Annotated in this window: 16 protein-coding genes and 1 pseudogene; 9 read left to right on the top strand and 8 right to left on the bottom strand. The window is 74.5% G+C overall.

The window, feature by feature from the left end; all coding sequences use genetic code 11:
* Window positions 1-135: 135 nt before the first annotated feature.
* The 4 genes from ACWDD7_RS16875 to ACWDD7_RS16860 all read right to left on the bottom strand — a co-directional run bounded on the left by ACWDD7_RS16875 (window position 136) and on the right by ACWDD7_RS16860 (window position 3,891).
* Window positions 136-945: a ribonuclease BN gene (locus ACWDD7_RS16875; protein WP_392213443.1), complete on the bottom strand. Its 810-nt coding sequence runs from the start codon at window positions 943-945 to the stop codon at window positions 136-138.
* A gap of 443 nt (window positions 946-1,388) precedes the next feature.
* Window positions 1,389-2,135 (bottom strand): polysaccharide deacetylase family protein, encoded by a 747-nt coding sequence (locus ACWDD7_RS16870; RefSeq protein WP_351877038.1) that lies wholly within the window; start codon window positions 2,133-2,135, stop codon window positions 1,389-1,391.
* Window positions 2,128-3,033, bottom strand: a complete 906-nt coding sequence (locus ACWDD7_RS16865) for a DMT family transporter (RefSeq protein ID WP_450457857.1) — start codon at window positions 3,031-3,033, stop codon at window positions 2,128-2,130. The genes ACWDD7_RS16870 and ACWDD7_RS16865 overlap by 8 nt, the downstream gene beginning before the upstream one ends.
* Window positions 3,034-3,039: 6 nt before the next feature.
* A complete protein-coding gene (locus ACWDD7_RS16860) occupies window positions 3,040-3,891 on the bottom strand; it encodes an SDR family NAD(P)-dependent oxidoreductase (RefSeq protein ID WP_450457856.1) in 852 nt (283 codons plus the stop codon).
* A 407-nt stretch (window positions 3,892-4,298) separates the two neighbouring features.
* Between ACWDD7_RS16860 and ACWDD7_RS16855 the strand changes: the two genes are divergently transcribed.
* The 5 genes from ACWDD7_RS16855 (at window position 4,299) to ACWDD7_RS16835 (ending at window position 8,110) form a co-directional block, all read left to right on the top strand.
* On the top strand, window positions 4,299-5,804 hold the full coding sequence (locus ACWDD7_RS16855; RefSeq protein ID WP_450457855.1) for an MFS transporter: 1,506 nt from the start codon (window positions 4,299-4,301) through the stop codon (window positions 5,802-5,804).
* A 208-nt stretch (window positions 5,805-6,012) separates the two neighbouring features.
* Window positions 6,013-6,198 carry a hypothetical protein gene (locus ACWDD7_RS16850; RefSeq protein ID WP_450457854.1) on the top strand — a complete coding sequence of 62 codons (186 nt, stop codon included), beginning with the start codon at window positions 6,013-6,015 and terminating at the stop codon, window positions 6,196-6,198.
* A 28-nt stretch (window positions 6,199-6,226) separates the two neighbouring features.
* Window positions 6,227-7,222, top strand: coding sequence for an iron-containing redox enzyme family protein (locus tag ACWDD7_RS16845; RefSeq protein ID WP_450457852.1), 996 nt, complete (start codon window positions 6,227-6,229; stop codon window positions 7,220-7,222).
* A gap of 14 nt (window positions 7,223-7,236) precedes the next feature.
* Window positions 7,237-7,911, top strand: a complete 675-nt coding sequence (locus tag ACWDD7_RS16840) for a HemK2/MTQ2 family protein methyltransferase (protein WP_450457851.1) — start codon at window positions 7,237-7,239, stop codon at window positions 7,909-7,911.
* Entirely contained in the window at window positions 7,892-8,110 is a 219-nt protein-coding gene (locus ACWDD7_RS16835) for a CDGSH iron-sulfur domain-containing protein (RefSeq protein WP_351877044.1), read from the top strand. Before ACWDD7_RS16840 ends, ACWDD7_RS16835 begins: the two co-directional genes overlap by 20 nt.
* 215 nt (window positions 8,111-8,325) lie before the next feature.
* Here the strand turns inward: ACWDD7_RS16835 and ACWDD7_RS16830 are convergent, their stop codons facing one another.
* Together ACWDD7_RS16830 and ACWDD7_RS16825 are read right to left on the bottom strand one after the other, a co-directional pair.
* Window positions 8,326-8,760, bottom strand: coding sequence for a protease inhibitor (locus ACWDD7_RS16830; protein WP_392213453.1), 435 nt, complete (start codon window positions 8,758-8,760; stop codon window positions 8,326-8,328).
* Between the two features lie 426 nt (window positions 8,761-9,186).
* Window positions 9,187-10,395 carry an MFS transporter gene (locus ACWDD7_RS16825; protein ID WP_450457850.1) on the bottom strand — a complete coding sequence of 403 codons (1,209 nt, stop codon included), beginning with the start codon at window positions 10,393-10,395 and terminating at the stop codon, window positions 9,187-9,189.
* Between the two features lie 94 nt (window positions 10,396-10,489).
* Between ACWDD7_RS16825 and ACWDD7_RS16820 the strand changes: the two genes are divergently transcribed.
* On the top strand, window positions 10,490-11,332 hold the full coding sequence (locus tag ACWDD7_RS16820) for a helix-turn-helix transcriptional regulator (protein ID WP_351871451.1): 843 nt from the start codon (window positions 10,490-10,492) through the stop codon (window positions 11,330-11,332).
* A 488-nt stretch (window positions 11,333-11,820) separates the two neighbouring features.
* On the opposite strand, the gene ACWDD7_RS16815 is transcribed toward ACWDD7_RS16820, so the two are convergent.
* On the bottom strand, window positions 11,821-12,198 hold the full coding sequence (locus ACWDD7_RS16815; RefSeq protein WP_450457849.1) for a toxin Doc: 378 nt from the start codon (window positions 12,196-12,198) through the stop codon (window positions 11,821-11,823).
* Between the two features lie 3 nt (window positions 12,199-12,201).
* On the bottom strand, window positions 12,202-12,441 hold the full coding sequence (locus ACWDD7_RS16810; protein ID WP_285561532.1) for a hypothetical protein: 240 nt from the start codon (window positions 12,439-12,441) through the stop codon (window positions 12,202-12,204).
* Between ACWDD7_RS16810 and ACWDD7_RS16805 the strand changes: the two are divergent.
* The 3 genes and pseudogenes from ACWDD7_RS16805 to ACWDD7_RS16795 form a co-directional block, all read left to right on the top strand.
* Window positions 12,326-13,075: pseudogene (locus tag ACWDD7_RS16805) on the top strand (methylated-DNA--[protein]-cysteine S-methyltransferase); the annotation flags it as partial. The gene ACWDD7_RS16810 and the pseudogene ACWDD7_RS16805 sit on opposite strands and share 116 nt — an antisense overlap.
* Before the next feature lie 69 nt (window positions 13,076-13,144).
* The gene (locus ACWDD7_RS16800; protein WP_351871575.1) at window positions 13,145-13,867 is read left to right on the top strand and encodes a 2OG-Fe(II) oxygenase; all 723 of its coding nucleotides are present in this window, start codon (window positions 13,145-13,147) and stop codon (window positions 13,865-13,867) included.
* Window positions 13,868-14,070: 203 nt separating this feature from the next.
* Window positions 14,071-16,443 (top strand): SpoIIE family protein phosphatase, encoded by a 2,373-nt coding sequence (locus tag ACWDD7_RS16795; protein WP_450457848.1) that lies wholly within the window; start codon window positions 14,071-14,073, stop codon window positions 16,441-16,443.
* The last annotated feature ends 3 nt before the right edge of the window (window positions 16,444-16,446 follow it).

The raw sequence follows: 16,446 nt of genomic DNA, 5'->3' as shown, positions 1-16,446 counted from the left end.
TGGGCCGACAGGGTGCCGCGGGGCCCGACCGGCCCTCTCCGGTGAGGCGACGCGACGTCCGCGGGTCGACACGCCACCCCGCCATGCCCGGGGCGACGACCACACCCGGCTCGGGCAACGGTTTCCGGCCGGGCACTAGGACTCCTCGTCCTCGTCACGGTGGTGGACCGGCATCCAGTGGTGCTCGCAGAACCAGCGGCCGAACACGGCGCCGCCGTAGATGACGAAGCCGACGCCGATCAGCCAGGACTCCAGGACGAGGACGGTGCCGACCGCGCCGTAGCTCAGGGCGTTGGTGACGATGAGGGGCGTGAAGACGAGGTAGGAGAAGGCGCGCAGGCCCGCGAGGCCCACCACGGTGGCCAGCGCGCCCGGCAGCAGTTCGCGCCAGCGGACCTGGTTGCCCAGCAGGAAGTGCTGCCCCCACCAGAAGAACAGCACCCCGCTCACCCCGGACAGCATGATCCGCTGGGAGCCGTGCAGCGCCGCCTTGGTCGCGACTTCCTGGTAGAGGTACGCCGTCAGCACGACCAGCCAGGTGGCCTGCCGCCAGACCCGGTGCCAGGGCCCGGCGGCGAGGCCCCAGATGCGCTCGTAGGCGTTCTGCACGCTGCCGCCGAAGGACACGCCGAACACGGCGAGCAGGAGGGCGCTCCAGGCGCTGGTGGTGCCGATGACGCTGTGCGGAGGGCTGATGACGTCCGTGACCACGCGCGCCGACCGTCCGGACAGCCCCATGCCGTCGGTCAGCCAGGAGGCGAACCCGCCCTGCACCAGCGGGTCGGCGGCCGCGACCACGATGAGCAGCGGGGCCAGCGTCACCAGTGCCAGGGTGGCGAAACCCATGGCCCGGTGCATCAGCTCCAGCTCCCGGCCGTGCTCGAACAGGGCCTGGAGACGGATCCACGCCCATGCGCGGTGCAGGCCGCGCCGCCACCGACTCACGGCACCTCCCGTACTCACCGCGGCGCGCGTGCGGGCCCGACATGAACGCGCGCCTCCGCTTCACTGTGGCACGGACCGGGCCCGACGCCATGGAGGAGGCGGCCAGTCGGGTCGACCGACGGGTACGGGCGGGGCCGCGCGGCCGGTTCCGGGCGGTGTTCCGCACGCGCCACAGGGCGTACCGGAGCCGTACACGTGCCGACGGGGAAGGCGCCAGGACCCGGGAGCGGCCCGGGCGCAGCTCGGCAAGCAGCCGCGCGGCACGTCCGGGACCACGAGAGGTCCCGGCTGGAGATCGTCCGGTCCGGGCGGCGGCAGCGGCAGCGGCAGCGGCAGCCGGACCGAACCGACGCGGCGGTCGAGCACGCGCCGACAGCCGCCCGTCGCGCGCTCGACCGGCCGACCGAGGTGCCGGGGCATTCGCCGAAACCGCCGTCCACGGATCAGCCCAGCCCGTGCTCCCGCAACGGCCCCACCGTCAACCCCGCCTCCCGGCAGTCCCCGACGATGGCCGGCAGCGCGGCGAGGGCCGACCGCCAGCAGCCCGGCGCGGCCAGTCGGTCCGAGTCGTGGAGCAGGATCGTGCCGCCGCCCCACAGCTGCGCGGTGACCAGCGCGTGGACCGACTCCGGGGTGGCCTCCGCGCGCCAGTCCATGCCCCAGGCGGACCAGAGGACCGGGCGCAGGCCGGCGCGGCGGGCGGCCAGCCAGCGGGGGGAGGTGAGGATGCCGTAGGGCGGGCGGTACCAGCGGGGGCGGTGGCCGGTGAGGTCCCGTACCGCGCGGGCGGCTCGGGCGACGCCCTCGGACTCGCGGGCGAGGGCGGGGCGCCAGGGCCGGTCGTGGTGCCAGCCGTGCACCGCGACCTCGTGCCCGCGCCGGGCGGTCTCCGTGACCAGCGCCGGATGGCGCGCCGCGTGCTCGCCGAGCACGAAGAAGGTGGCGCGCGCACCGAGCCCGTCCAGCGCGTCGAGGAAGCGCGGCGTGGCGACCGGGTCGGGGCCGTCGTCGAAGGTCAGGGCCACGTGGTCGTGGCTCCCGGTGCCCGCGAGCCGGGGGAACAGCCGCTGCCGTACGCCCGGGAGCCACGTGGCGGCCGGGGCGGCATGGGCGCCCGCGAGCGCGAGCGGCAGCAGCGTGGCCGCCGCGCGAAGGGCGCGGGCGGACGGCGGGGCCGCGTGCTCACTCATGGCGCGTCCGCCGGTGCCTGCCGTCCCGTTCGCCGGGCGTGTCCCAGCCCCGGCGGACGGAGGGCGCGTTCGCCAGTCCGATGCTGCCCGCGCCGATCAGCGCGATGCCGATGATCTCCGGGATGATCCGCAGCCCGAGCTGCACGGACTCCTCGAACAGCGCCCAGCCGAGCGCCACGCTGGTGAGCGCGTCGCCCAGGGTGAGCGCGGGCTGCGACGCGGCCAGCGACCCCGCGCCGAGCGCGCTCTGCAGCAGCAGGAAGGCCGCGAGCCCGACGGCGGCGGTGGCGTACGGCGACCAGTGGGAGAACATCACACCGGGCCCGAACCGCAGCTGCCCCACGGTCTCCTTGAGCAGCGCGGCGGTGGTCGCGAAGGAAACGGCGGAGCCGAGGCCGAACAGCACCGCGCGGGCCGCCCCGCGCACCGTACGGGCGGCCAGCACCAGCAGCACCACGACACAGCAGGCCACTCCGCCCGCCATGAGCCACGCCCGGGACGTCGCGTCGGCGCGGCCCGGCCGCGGCGCGGCCGACAGCAGGAAGACGGCCAGACCGGCGGCGAGGGCGACGAACGCCGTCCAGGTACGGCGGTCCGGGGGGCGCCGGAAGACGAGGCTGCCCACGAGCAGCGTGAACAGCAGTTCGGTGGCGAGCAGCGGCTGCACCAGGGAGAGGCTGCCCACGCCGAGCGCCCAGCCCTGGAGCACGGCGGACAGCATCAGCAGGCCGACGCCCGCCAGCCAGTCCGGGCGCCGCAGCAGCCGCAGCAGCCCCCGCAGCATCCCGCCCGCCCCGCCGTGTTCCGCCGGGGCGTGCACCGCGGCGGCCCGGCGTTGCAGCACCGAGGAGGCCGCGTTCGCCAGCGCCGAGCACAGAGCCAGTCCGACGGTCAGCACGGTCGCTCACCCGAAGTGGGCGGCGAGCCGCCGGTAGAGCCCCGGCGCGGCGCCGCGCACCCGGGCGGGCAGCCGCAGCCAGCCGGGGACGTAGACCTCGTCCGTGCCGCGCCGTACGGCGGTGAGCACGGCGTCCGCGACCCGCTCGGGCGGCACCGGCCGGGGCCGGGACCGCCGGTAGGGGACGCCCCGCCGGTCGAAGAAGGGGGTGTCGACCACGCCGGGGACCACGTGGGTGACGCCGACGCCGGTGTCGCGCAGCTCGTAGCGCAGTGCGTCGGCGAACACGGCCACGCCGGCCTTGACCGCGGAGTACACCGCCTCGCCGCGCACGCCGACGCTGCCCGCGACGGAACCGAGCAGCACGATCCGCCCGGACCCTGCCGCGACCATGTGGGGCAGCAGGCCGCGCACGAGGTGCAGGGTGGCCAGCAGGTCGGTGCCGACGAGTTCCTCGATGCGGGCGCGGGGCATGCCGGTGAAGTCTCCGGCCCAGCCGACGCCGGCGCCCGCCACGACCAGGTCCACGCGGCCGAGGTGGTCGAGGGCGGCCTCGGCCACCTTGCGGTCGGCGCCCGGCCGGTTGAGGTCCGCGGCGACGGTCACGGCCGACACCTCGGCGGCCACCTGCTCCAGACGGGTGAGGTCGCGGCCGTTGAGCACCAGGCGCCAGCCGCCCTCGGCGGCCAGCCGGCGGGCCACGGCGGCGCCGATACCGGAGGACGCGCCGGTCACCAGGGCCGTGCCGCGCGGGGCCGGCTGATCGGCGGGCCGGGCGTCGTGGGCCGCCGCCGGGCCGGACTTCGTCACCGGCCGGGCGCGGTTCGACGGTCCTGCGGGGGGCGGGGCTTGGGACATGGTGGCGACCTCACTGCGACGGCGTGCAGGGTCCGCGAGCTCCTGGGCCGAACCTTCGCGGTGCTTCCAGGGCGCCACAGCCTGAAACTCCCCGCATGTGGAAGCGCCGCGGACGGGGGCGCGGCGGGGCGGTCCAGGCCCGCACCGGGGCGCCTCGGGGGGAGGGGGGAGGGCGGCGACGCTGCGTCGCCGGGCGCGCCGAGGACATCGGTGAGCGTGAAGCGGGCGCGGCCCTCGGACGGGGGTTCCCGGGTTCCCGCCAAGTCGTCCATGGTGCGCCGCACCGGGCGCACCATCGAAACGTTGCCGTTTCGCTGAGGCTCGTCTAGCCTCAAGGCGTACGAAACCGTTTCGTTTATGTCCGGCGCACGTCCCACGCGTGAACGACTTCCCTGGAGTGGTTCCCCATGTCCCAGAAAACCCTGACCGACGCCCCCCGAACGGGGGCAGGGGTCGCCGCACAGCACGACGCCTCCGCCCGGCGGTGGTGGATCCTCGCGGTGATCGCCGTCGCCCAGCTGATGGTGGTCCTCGACGCGACGATCGTGAACATCGCCCTGCCCTCCGCCCAGCGCGACCTCGGCTTCTCCGACGGCAACCGGCAGTGGATCGTCACCGCGTACGCGCTGGCGTTCGCCTCGCTGCTCCTGCTCGGCGGCCGCATCGCCGACCTGTTCGGCCGCAAGCCGGCCTTCCTCGTCGGCGTCGTCGGCTTCGCCGCGGCCTCCGCGCTCGGCGGCGCCGCGAACGGCTTCGCCATGCTGGTCACCGCCCGCGCCCTCCAGGGCGCGTTCGGCGCGCTGCTCGCGCCGGCCGCGCTGTCCCTGCTCAACACGACGTTCACCGACGCCCGCGAGCGGGCCCGCGCGTTCAGCGTCTACGGCGCGATCGCCGGCGCCGGCGGCGCGGTCGGCCTGCTGCTCGGCGGGCTGCTCACCGACGCCCTGGACTGGCGCTGGACGCTGTACGTGAACGTGGCCATCGCGGTCGTCGCCTTCGCGGGCGGCTGGATCCTGCTGGGCAACCACCGCGACGCGGGACACGCCAAGCTGGACGTGCCCGGCACCGTCCTGGTCGCCGCCGGTCTCTTCTCCGTGGTCTACGGATTCTCGAATGCCGAGACGCACCACTGGCACTCCCCGCTGACCTGGGGCTTCCTGCTCGCGGGTGGGCTGCTGCTCGCCGCGTTCACCTGGTGGCAGACCCGTGCCGCGCACCCGCTGCTGCCGCTGCGGATCCTGCTGGACCGCGACCGGGCGGCGTCCTTCCTCGCGGTGCTGATCACCGGCGCCGGCATGTTCGGCGTGTTCCTCTTCCTCACCTACTACCTCCAGCTCAACCTCGGCTTCAGCCCCACGAGGACGGGCGTGGCGTTCCTGCCGATGGTCGGCGCGCTGATGGTGGCCGCGCAGCTCGGCACCACGCTGCTGGTGCCCCGGGTCGGACCGAAGGCGGTCATCCCGCTGGGCTTCGCGATCGCCATGGCCGGCATGGCCTGGCTGACCGGCATCGGCCTCGGCTCGCACTACGGCAGCGCCGTCCTGCCGCAGCTGATCGTGACCGGCCTGGGCCTCGGCCTGGTGATGCCGCCGGCCATGCAGCTGGCCACCGGCGGGGTCGCGGCCGAGGACGCAGGCGTGGCCTCCGCGAGCGTCAACGCGATGCAGCAGGTGGGCGGTTCGGTCGGCACGGCCCTGCTGAACACTCTCGCGACCAGTGCCGCGACCCACTACGTGGCCGGCCGTGACGCCACCAGCAAGCTGGTCCAGGCACAGGCGACGATCGAGAGCTACACCACCGCCTTCTGGTGGTCGGCCGGCTTCTTCGCCGCGGGCGCGGTACTCGCCTTCCTGCTCTACCGGCGCGGGGTGCCGCGCCAGGACGCGGGCACGGCGACGGTCGTCCACATGTGACCGCCCGCGTCCTGGGACAGCCCCGGTCCGCGCGCTCCGCCGAGCCGGGCCGCGCCCGAGGAGCCGTCCCGCCGGAGGAGCAACCGAGGGGCCGGCCGAGCCGAGGGGCCGCCGTCCGCAGGGAGACGGCGGCCCCTCGGCCACGCTTGGGGACGGCCGCAGCGGGTAGCCGGTGCGGATCAGGACGACCCCGGCGAAAGGAGACGCCATGTCCGGCGGGGACGAGAAACGGCCCGAGACGGCGCTGGAGGAAGTGCTGCACGAGGTCGGGGAGGCCGAGCGGCACGGCGAGAAGGGCGACGGCGGAGGCGAGGCGGCGGACGCCCTCACCCCGAACGCGGGGGCCCAGGAGCAGTCCCAGGGTGACCGGACGGCACCCGGACGGCGGCACTGACCTGGCCGAGCCCGGGTACCCGGTCGCCATGAACCCACGAGGACCCGAGCTGCCGCCCGCGCGGGGACCGCTGTCCGCCGCGCTCGTCGGCCATCTGCGCGGCGCCGGACCGCTGCCCGAACCCACCGGCGCCGAGGACCCCTACGGCGACGACGCGCAGCTCGCCCTGTACCTCTGCTACGAGCTGCACTACCGCGGCTTCGCGGGCGTGCCCCCCGAGGCCGAGTGGGACCCGGACCTGCTGCGCCTGCGGGCCCTGCTGGAGCGCCGCTTCCTGGCCGCGCTGCGTGCCGACACGCCGGTGCACGAGAGCCTGGACGCCGCGCTCGGCGCGCTCCTGGTGGAACCGGTCGACGGCACCGGCGTCACCCATTTCCTGTGCGCCGAGGGCGAGTCGTGGCAGCTGCGGGAGTACGCGGCGCAGCGCTCCCTGTACCACCTGAAGGAGGCCGATCCGCACGCCTGGGTGCTGCCCCGGCTGTGGGGCCGGGCGAAGGCGGCGATGGCGGCGGTGGAGTACGACGAGTTCGGCGGCGGCCGGGCCGAACGGGTGCACGCGCGCCTGTTCGCCGATCTGATGCGGGACCTGGACCTGGACGCGGAGTACGGCCGCTACCTGGACGCGGCCCCGGCCGAGATGCTGGCCGTCGTCAACCTGATGTCCCTGTTCGGCCTGCACCGTGCGCTGCGCGGGGCACTGGTCGGCCACTTCGCGGAGGTGGAGATCACCTCCTCCCCCGGCTCCCGGCGGCTCGCCGAGGCGCTGCGCCGCACCGGCGCGGGAGAGGCCGCGCAGTTCTTCTACGACGAGCACGTGGAGGCGGACGCGGTGCACGAGCAGGTGGTCCGCCACGAGGTCATCGGCGGACTACTGGAGGAGGAGCCCGAGTTGGCGGCCGACATCGCCTTCGGCGTCGACGCGACCGAGTACCTGGAGGACCGGCTCGCCAGGCGGCTGCTGGACGCGTGGCGCGCAGGGCGGTCCGCGCTGCGCGTCCCCCTCGGGCAGCCGAGCGCGATATGACCCATATATCCGTCATGTCCGGGTACTCGCGGAATGTGATCACTTTGTTGATTCCAGGTGTCTACGCCCCTCAGGACGACACCGCGCTGCTGGCCGAGGCACTGCGCGAGGAGGCCCTGCCGACCGGGGCGCGGGTGCTCGACGTGGGCACCGGAAGCGGGGCGCTGGCGCTCGCGGCGGCCCGGCGGGGTGCCGAGGTGACCGCGGTGGACGTGTCCCGACGGGCGGTGTGGACGGCCCGGTTCAATGCCTGGCTGACCCGGGTGCCGGTGCGGATCCTGCGCGGCGACCTCTTCACCCCGGTGCGCAGACGGACGTACGACGTGATCCTCGCGAACCCGCCCTACGTGCCCGCGCCGCACTCCGGGCACGGGCCGCGCGGCCGGTCCCGGGCCTGGGACGCGGGCCACGACGGGCGGCTGCTGCTGGACCGGATCTGCCGGGACGCGCCCCCGCTGCTCGGCCCCCGGGGCGTGGTGCTGCTCGTGCAGTCCGCGCTGAGCGATCCGGAGCGCTCCCTGGAACTGCTGCGCGACGCGGGCCTGAAGGCCGCGGTGGTGCGGCGGCGCTGGATCGACCTCGGTCCGGTGCTGCGCTCCCGGGAGGAGTGGCTGCGCCGACGCGGGCTGCTCGCGCCGCACGAGAGAACGGAAGAGCTGGTGGTGATCCGTGCCGAACGAACCCGCTGAACGCGCCCACGAACCCGCCGGCCGCGCCCGCCGGATCACCGTGCAGCGGCGGGGTCCGCTGCTCGTGGAGGGGCCGGTCGAGGTCGAACTGGAGGACGGTACGACGGTGTCCTCGGACCGTTTCCGTGTCGCTCTGTGCACCTGCCGACGCAGTCGTCGCTACCCCTGGTGCGACACAAGTCATCGCCGCAAGGCCTGAGCACCGTTCGTTTTTCGCCGCTCCCCGGTAGGCCCCCCACGGACCTGCCCGGGGAGCGGCTCAGTGTGCCGGCAAGCCGACGGGCGACCCCACTTCGCCCGACGGTCCGGCGCGAGATCGCGGGTACCCCGCTCCGAGAGGGCCGCACTCCCCAGTCACGGTCCTGATCCGGTGGCCACGGAGCCCCTGCGATCCCGGTCCTCGGGCAGCCTTCGCTAGAACGCGAAGAGGCTGCCGCCGACGGCGTCCCGCTCGCAGGAGTTGCCGAAGGTCCGCTCATAGGAGACCCGCCGGCCCTGCCACACACCCTGGGCGGTGACGACCACGGGGTCGTACAGCTTGTTGCACCACACGTCCTCGCGCGCCGTGAGGGCGTCGAAGTCGCCGCCGACGGCGCGCAGTTCGGCGCAGGCCTCGGGGGCGGCCGGGTGGGTACCGGAGGCGCCCGGGGCGCAGCTGAGGGTGACGGCGCGTTCGGGGGTCGCGGTGGCCGCGTCGCCGCCGTGGCCGATGGTCAGCACCAGCGCCGAGGGGGCGTAGAGCGAGGCCGGGGCGGCGTCCGGGGCGGCGACGGCGGCCCCGGTCAGGGGGCCGCAGACGGCGACGGCGGTGAGGCCGAGGGCCGCTGCCCAGCGCGCGGTGTTCCGCATGGTGTGCATCCTTCCGCTCGAACTAGACGGGTGCCGGCTCCGTTTCCGGTGGGACGTCGGAGCGGCGAGCGCCACTCTGCCGAGTCCCCCGCCGAAACACACATCGACCCCACACGTTTCGGTAACCTTTCGTGTTGAAGCAGTGGCGTGAAGTCACGGAATTCGAACGACGGGACCCGGGAACTGGGCGGCGGCCGCCCCTGGGAAGTCGTCAATCGGCTGAAAATAAGCGGTTATTTAATCGTCCGGAAACATTCCGGCGCGGCCGCCCGAGACCGCCTCCATGACTCCTCGTGTTCATGCGGTGATCACCGCCGCGGCCGCCCCGCCGAGGCACGCACGCGAAAGCCGGCGACCGGCAGTCTCCTGCCGGTCGCCGGCTCGGGCGCGTGGGGACGGGTGAACCTCCGGGCCGTTCCACGGCGTTCAGGACTCCGGGGCCGGGCGCGGGATCAGGGCGTGCACGGCCCCGGCCACGAGGGCGATGCCGACGCCGGTCAGGCACAGCACGCGGGCGGTCACGCCGCGGTCGACCAGGATGCCGCCGAGGGCCGCGCCGAGGGCCTGGCCCAGGTAGATGCCGGAGGAGTTGAAGGAGATCACGACGCTGGGCAGCGTCGGCGCGAGCGCGGTCAGCCGGTGGTTGTTCGGCGTGGCCACGGCCCAGCCGGCGGCGCCGTTGAGCACCATGACGACGATCACGGCGACCATCGAGGTGCTAACCGTGAGCGCCGCGAGGGTGACGATCAGCAGGGCGGTGGCGAGGGTGAGGGTGCGTGCGGCGCCCAGCCGGTCGGTGAGCCAGCCGCTGCCGAAGGAGCCGAAGACGCCGCCGACGCCCCAGGCGAGCAACGCGGTCGCGAGGCCGGTGCCGTGGATGTGGGCGATCTGCCCGAGCACGGTCGCGGTGTAGGTGTAGACCATGATGCCGGCGCCGCTGGCCAGGAGCATGAAGGCGACGATCGCCAAGACCCGCCGGTTGGCCAGCACGGCGAACCGCCGAGCGAGCGGGATCGCCGGCGGGATCGGCAGGCCGGGCAGCACCAGCAGGACGCCGAGCAGGGCCAGCACGCCGACGGCCGCGACGAAGACGAGGCCGGCCTCCCAGGACAGGTGCTGGCCGATGGCGGTGCCGACAGGGACCCCGAAGACGGTGCCGACGGTCAGACCGCCCAGGATCACCGACAGCGCGCGGCCGCGGCGGGCGGGCCCGGCGAGCGCGGCCGCGGCGGCGGAGGCGTTCGGGGTGTACAGGGCCGCCCCGAGGCCCGCGACGACGCGTGCCGTGAGCAGTAAGGGCAGGTTGGGCGCGGCGGCGGAGGCGAGGTTGGCGAGCACGAACAGCGCGAGCGCGACCGCGAGCAGGGGCTTGCGGGGCAGCCGGCTGGTCAGCGCGGCCAGGAAGGGCGCCGCGAGCCCGTAGGTCAGGGCGAACGCGGTGATGGTCTGCCCGGCGGCGCCGGTGGAGATGTGCAGGCCGTGGGCGATCTGCGGGAGGATGCCGGCCAGGACGAAGGAGTCGGTGCCCATGGCGAACGAGCCGAGGGCGAGGACGGCGACGGGCCTTCCCCAGGCGGGCGAGGACGAGGCGGGAGCGGGGCTGTGGATACCCGCGGTGGTGGATGACGTGGTCACGGAAACAGCGTGCGGCCCCTCGTGAAGCGGGTACAGAGGGGCGGTCATGCTGGTGTAATGACCACCAGGACAAGGCCGTTCGGAAGGTGCTTGTATGACCGGCATGCAGCGTGAGCTTCTTGCGGCGTTCCTGCGGTCCCGGCGGGAGGCGCTCTCCCCCGAGCAGGCCGGGCTGACTCCCGGACGGCGGCGCCGTACCCCGGGACTGCGCCGCGAAGAGGTCGCCCAGCTGTCCGGCGTGAGCCTGACCTGGTACACCTGGCTCGAACAAGGCCGGGACATCCGGGTGAGCCGACAGGTCCTTGAGGCGCTCGCGCACACGCTCCAGCTCACCCAGGCCGAGCGTCGGCACCTGTTCACCCTGGCGGAGACGGCGCTGCCGGCCGAGCGGCCCGAGCCGGTCGCGGTCAACCCGACCCTGCGCAAGCTGCTGGAGACCCTCGACCCGTTCCCGGCGCACGTGATCAACGACAGCTGGGACCTGCTGGCCGCGAACCGCGCCTACGCCTCCCTGGTCGGCGGTCTCGACCAGTTGCCGCAGGAGGAGCGCAACAGCATCTGGCTGCTGTTCACCCGGCCGCAGATGCAGTCGCTGCTGGTCGACTGGCAGCGCGAAGTCCGCGACATCCTCGGCCAGTTCAGGATCTCGGTGGGCCGCAACCCCGACGATCCGCGGACCGCGGCGCTCATCGACACCCTGACCCGGTCCAGCGGCCAGTTCCGCACACTGTGGTCCGAGCACCCCGTGCAGGCGTTCCGGCCGACCCTGAAGCGCTTCAGCCATCCGACGGCCGGGCGGCTGGACCTCAACTACACCAAGCTGGACGTGGCGGAGACGCCGGGCCAGCATCTGGTGGTGTTCATGCCCGCCGCCGAGGAGGACGAGCGGGCGCTGGCGCGGCTGGTCGCCGAGTCCGCCCAGGCGGCCCTGCTGTAGCGGGGGCGCGTCCCGTCGTAGCGAGGCGTCCCCGGCGCCTCATCCCTGGCGGGGCGTCCGTAGCGAGGCATCCGTGGCGAGTCGTCCCCGGCGGGGCGCGTGGCGAGGCATGGCCGCCGCGAGGGCGAGGCAGAGCACGGCGCCTGCCGGCCGATCAGGTCGGTCGGGGCACCGCTGAGCAGCGCGCCGCCACCGGAGACGAGGCCGGCGACGGCGCTCACCGTGCCGATGGTGCGGCCGCGTTCAGGCGGGTCGGTGAAGAGCCGGTTGGTGGCCCGGTCGCGTACGTCCACGCGCGTCCTGGCAGTGACCTCGGCCACCGCCGCACCAGCTTCCCTCCCGGCCGACGGACTGCGACAGGAGTCGCGGATCGCGGGACAGACTGTGCGCGGCGGGCGCGGGCAGGGGCCGACGGCGGGCGGCGCACAGGGTACGTTCCGGGAAGCCGGCGGACGGTCCGTCCCGACCGGCCTCCCGCGCGGGGACGTTCAGATCTGCCAGGAGCGGAGCCGGTCGGCGGCCCCGTACACATCCGTCTTGCCGGAGATCAGATCACGGGCGAGGTCCACCAGCGCACCGTAGGGCGGGTCGATGCCGACGCCGCTGACGAACATGTAGGCGACCGCGGTGGCGCAGGCGAAGCGGGCGTTGGCCGCGGGCAGCGGCTTGAGCAGGACGAGGGTGTGCAGCAGGGCGGCGGCACGCCAGGCGGGATCGGAGTCCACGCCGAGCCGGGGCGGGTCCACCCGGTGCCGGGCGACGGCGGCGACCAGCGCGGAGAAGTCGTCGACCGCGGGCTGTTCGGGCAGGACCTCCTCGTGCCGCTGGAGCAGCCACGGGACATCGATATGGATGACGGGCGGCATCACTCAGGCGGCCTCGCCCCGCGCGGGCGGCTCGTCCTCGGGGAACGCGGCGGCGAACTCCTCGGCGTGCGTGGTGAAGAAGCTGCGGAACGCCTCGGCGCCCTCCTTCAGCGCCCGGTGCCGGGCGATGTCGGCGGCGGCGGCCTCGCGGACGAGGGCCTTCATCGACGTACCGCGCTCCTTGGCGATCTGCCGCAGGTCCTCTAGTTCCCGGTCACTGAACTCCACGTTGAGAGCTGGCATGGGCCAAACCGTACCCCTCGGGTACTCAGTCGTAAATATCCGCAGGTCAGCTCATATCCATTGCGGTACCGACTCTTACCCGGGGCGGCGCAGGGCCATGTCCGATCCCCGCCGGTACCAAGCCGTTCGGCGCGGCAGACTCGACCGCGGAACGGAAACCTTCCGAGGAGGACCGATGAGCACCGTCCACACCCTCCACCCCAGTCCCCTGGGCGAGCTGCTGCTGACCGGGGCGCGCTCCCCCGCCGGGTTCACCCTCACCTCGTTGTCCCTGCCCGCCGGGGAGAACCCGTCCGGGGAGCGTGACGACCGCCCGTTCGCCGAGGCGCACCGGCAGCTCGACGCGTACTTCGCGGGCCGGCTCCCGCGCTTCGAACTGCCCCTCACCGCCACCGGGACGCCGTTCCAGCGGGCGGTCTGGCGGGCCCTGGAGGACATCCCCTACGGGACGACGATCACCTACGGCGAACTGACCGCGCGCCTGGGCCTGCCCAGGGCCCGTGCCCAGGCCGTGGGCCGGGCCCTCGGCGCCAACCCCCATCTGCTGGTCCGCCCCTGTCACCGGGTGATCGGCGCGGACGGCTCGATGCGCGGGTACGCGGGCGGTACCGACGCCAAGGTCCGGCTGCTCACCCACGAGGGCGCGCTCCAGGCCGCCCTGATCCGAGAACACACCACCGAAGAGTCCAAGGAGTCACCGCTGATGAGGTTCACCCCGGCCGAGGCCCGCCGCCGGGTGGCCGGCACGGACTGGGCATCGCTCGCGGCGGAGCTGGACGCGCTCGGCTGCGCCGCCACCGGGCCGCTGCTGACGCCCTCCGAGTGCGCCGATCTGGCCGCCCTGTACGACGAACCGCGGCTGTTCCGCACCACGGTCGATCTGGCCAGGCACCGGTTCGGCTCCGGCGAGTACCGCTACTTCACCCACGACCTGCCCGCCCCGGTGGCCGCACTGCGCGCCGCGCTCTACCCCCGGCTGCTCCCCCTCGCCAGGGACTGGGCGTCCCGTCTCGGCCGCCCGGCGCCCTGGCCCGACACCCTGGAGGAGTGGCTGGACCGCTGCCACGCCGCGGGCCAGGACCGCTCGGCGCAGATCCTGCTCCGCTACGGTCCCGGCGACTGGAACGCACTGCACCGCGACGTGTTCGGGGACCTGGTCTTCCCGCTCCAGGTGGTGATCGCCCTGGACGTGTACGGCGGCGACTACACCGGCGGCGAGTTCCTGATGGTCGAACAGCGGCCGCGCGCCCAGTCCCGGGGCACGGCGACCGCCCTGCGCCAGGGGCACGGGCTGGTCTTCACCACCCGGGACCGCCCCGTGCGCTCCCGCCGCGGCTGGTCGGCCGGCGCGATGCGGCACGGGGTGAGCACCGTACGCTCCGGACGGCGGCGCACACTGGGCCTGGTCTTCCACGACGCGAAGTGACCACCGCGCCGGCCGTCTCCCCCAGCGGCGCGGCGGCCGTCTCCCCCAGCGGTGCGGCGGCCGTCTCCCGCGGCGCCACGGCAGGGCGCGGCGCAGATCCGCCCCCACCGCCCCGGCGCTCACCCCCGTACGCGAAGCACTAGGCTGGAAGCCGCGAGACGTGCCACCTGATCACTGTGAGTGTGCGCTTGGGAGCGGCGACGATGAGCCGGGGCTATCCGTTCGACAAGGCGGCGACGGCCCGAGCTGTCATCGATGACGACGGAACGCTGGTGGAGTGGAACGAGGGCGCGCGGCGCCTGCTCGGCCACCCCGCCGAAGCCGTCGTGGGCCGCCCCGCCACCGATCTGCTCACCGGCCCCGCCCCCGCCCTGCCCCGGGGCCCGCAGTGGCACGGCACGCTCGCGCTGCGTCACCGCGACGGCCACAGCGTCGACGTGTGGCTGCTCGCCCGGCACCACCGGGCCGCCGACGGCGCCGGGGGCCGGTGGACCCTGGTCGCCCCGCTGACCGGCACGGAGCCGCCCGCCGAGGACGATCCGCTGGCCGAGGCGGGCCTGGTCCAGTCGCCGTGCGCCGTCGCGGTGTACGACGAGGAGCTGCGGTTGCGCCGGATGAACGACGCCATGGCCGCGCTCTCCGGGCTTCCGGAGGAGCACGCGCGGGGCCTGCGCTTCACGGAGCTGGTCGAGGGTCCGCAGAGCGAGGAGCTGGCGCGGGGCATGCGCGAGGTGCTGGCCACCGGCCGGCCGCTGGACGTGCAGACCTTCATGCGGGCGAGCGGCGAGCGCCGGGCGCACGCCTGGCTCGCCCGGATGGCCCCGGTGAAGGACCGGGCGGGCCGGGTGCGCGGCGTGTGCCTGGCCGCGCACGACGTCAGCGACAACCAGCGGGCCCGGCAGCGGCTTCAGCTGGTCAACGAGGCGAGCGTGCGCATCGGCACCACCCTCGACGTCACCCGCACGGCGCAGGAACTGGCCGACATGTGCGTGCCGGCGCTCGCCGACTTCGTCACCATCGACCTGCTGGACCCCGAGGAGTACGGCGGTGAGCCGCCGGCCCGCGTCGCCACCCCGGTCACCCTGCGCCGGGCCGCCCACCGCTCGATCCTGGAGGGGGTGCCGGAGGCGGTGATGAAGCCGGGGCAGACCGAGCGCTACCCGGCCGGCTCCCCGCAGGCGGACTCGCTGACCGCGGGCCGCACCATCATCGCCTCGAAGATCGCGGGCGACATGGGCGCCTGGATGAACTGGAACAGCGCGCGCACCCGGTCGGTGCGCCTCTTCGGCATCCACTCCGCGATGTCGGTCCCGGTCCTGGCCCGCGGCCTCACCCTGGGTGTCGCGGTGTTCATCCGGCACCGGCGCCCGGACGGCTTCGACGCGGACGACCGGATGCTGGCCGAGGAGATCACCACCCGGGCCGCGGTCTGCATCGACAACGCCCGGCGCTACTCGCGCGAGCGGGAGACCGCGCTCGCCCTGCAACGCAGCCTGCTGCCCCGCACGTTGCCGCACACGGCCGCGTTGGAGGCCTCCTCCCGCTATCTGCCGGCGGCGCGGGCGGGTGTGGGCGGCGACTGGTTCGACCTGATCCCGCTGTCCGGACTGCGGGTCGCGATGGTCGTCGGGGACGTGGTCGGGCACGGCATCCAGGCCTCGGCCACCATGGGCCGGCTGCGCACCGCCGTACGCACCCTCGCGGACATCGACCTGGCCCCGGACGAACTGCTGACCCACCTGGACGACCTGGTGCTGCGGCTCGCGGAGGAGGCCGGCGACGGCGGCGCGGGGGTCGGCGCGACCTGTCTGTACGCGGTGTACGACCCGGTGTCGCGGACCTGCACGCTGGCCCGCGCCGGGCATCCGCCTCCCGTGCTGCTGCCGCCGGGCGGCCGCCCGCACGAGCTGGAACTGCCCGCGGGACCGCCGCTGGGCCTGGGCGGGCTGCCCTTCGAGTCCGCCGAGGTGCGGCTGGCCGAGGGCACCGTGCTCGCGCTGTACACGGACGGCCTGGTCACGTCCCGGGAGCGGGAGAGCGACGTCGGACGCGGAATGCTCTTCGAGGCGCTGGGCGCGCACGCCGGCTCGCTCGACGCCTCCTGCGACCACATCCTGCACACCCTGCTGCCCTCCGGCGGCGCCTCCGACGACGTGGCGCTGCTGCTCGCCCGCACCCAGGGCCTGCCCGCCTCCCAGGTGGCGAGCTGGGACGTCCCGGCGGACCCGGCGTTGGTCGGGCCGATCCGCAAGAAGGCGGTGGAGCAGCTGGACGTCTGGGGGCTCAACGAGGCCACGTTCACAGCGGAGCTGGTGGTCAGCGAGCTGGTCACCAACGCCATCCGCTACGGCGCCCGTCCGATCCGGCTCCGGCTGATCCATGACGCGACCACGCTGACCTGCGAGGTCTCCGACACCAGTCCCACCGCCCCGCACCTGCGCCGGGCCAAGACCTTCGACGAGGGCGGCCGGGGGCTGCTGCTGGTCGCCCAGCTCACCCAGCGCTGGGGCAGCCGGCACACCGCGGGCGGCAAGACGATCTGGGCGGAGCTGCCGCTGTTCGAGGAGGACCGGTAGCCG

The organism is Streptomyces sp. NPDC001056 (assembly GCF_053598955.1).
The sequence above is the reverse complement of the archived record's forward strand: the minus strand, read 5'-3'. Positions and strand labels throughout refer to the sequence as shown.

Excerpts from the sequence above, each read along its gene's own strand:
- ACWDD7_RS16795 (WP_450457848.1), top strand. The coding sequence starts at position 14,071 with ATGAGCCGGGGCTATCCGTTCGACAAGGCGGCGACGGCCCGAGCTGTC.
- ACWDD7_RS16800 (WP_351871575.1), top strand. The coding sequence starts at position 13,145 with ATGAGGTTCACCCCGGCCGAGGCCCGCCGCCGGGTGGCCGGCACGGAC.
- ACWDD7_RS16820 (WP_351871451.1), top strand. The coding sequence starts at position 10,490 with ATGACCGGCATGCAGCGTGAGCTTCTTGCGGCGTTCCTGCGGTCCCGG.
- ACWDD7_RS16860 (WP_450457856.1), bottom strand. The coding sequence starts at position 3,891 with ATGTCCCAAGCCCCGCCCCCCGCAGGACCGTCGAACCGCGCCCGGCCG.
- ACWDD7_RS16815 (WP_450457849.1), bottom strand. The coding sequence starts at position 12,198 with ATGCCGCCCGTCATCCATATCGATGTCCCGTGGCTGCTCCAGCGGCAC.
- ACWDD7_RS16830 (WP_392213453.1), bottom strand. The coding sequence starts at position 8,760 with ATGCGGAACACCGCGCGCTGGGCAGCGGCCCTCGGCCTCACCGCCGTC.
- ACWDD7_RS16855 (WP_450457855.1), top strand. The coding sequence starts at position 4,299 with ATGTCCCAGAAAACCCTGACCGACGCCCCCCGAACGGGGGCAGGGGTC.
- ACWDD7_RS16840 (WP_450457851.1), top strand. The coding sequence starts at position 7,237 with ATGTCCGGGTACTCGCGGAATGTGATCACTTTGTTGATTCCAGGTGTC.
- ACWDD7_RS16810 (WP_285561532.1), bottom strand. The coding sequence starts at position 12,441 with ATGCCAGCTCTCAACGTGGAGTTCAGTGACCGGGAACTAGAGGACCTG.
- ACWDD7_RS16845 (WP_450457852.1), top strand. The coding sequence starts at position 6,227 with ATGAACCCACGAGGACCCGAGCTGCCGCCCGCGCGGGGACCGCTGTCC.
- ACWDD7_RS16850 (WP_450457854.1), top strand. The coding sequence starts at position 6,013 with ATGTCCGGCGGGGACGAGAAACGGCCCGAGACGGCGCTGGAGGAAGTG.
- ACWDD7_RS16870 (WP_351877038.1), bottom strand. The coding sequence starts at position 2,135 with ATGAGTGAGCACGCGGCCCCGCCGTCCGCCCGCGCCCTTCGCGCGGCG.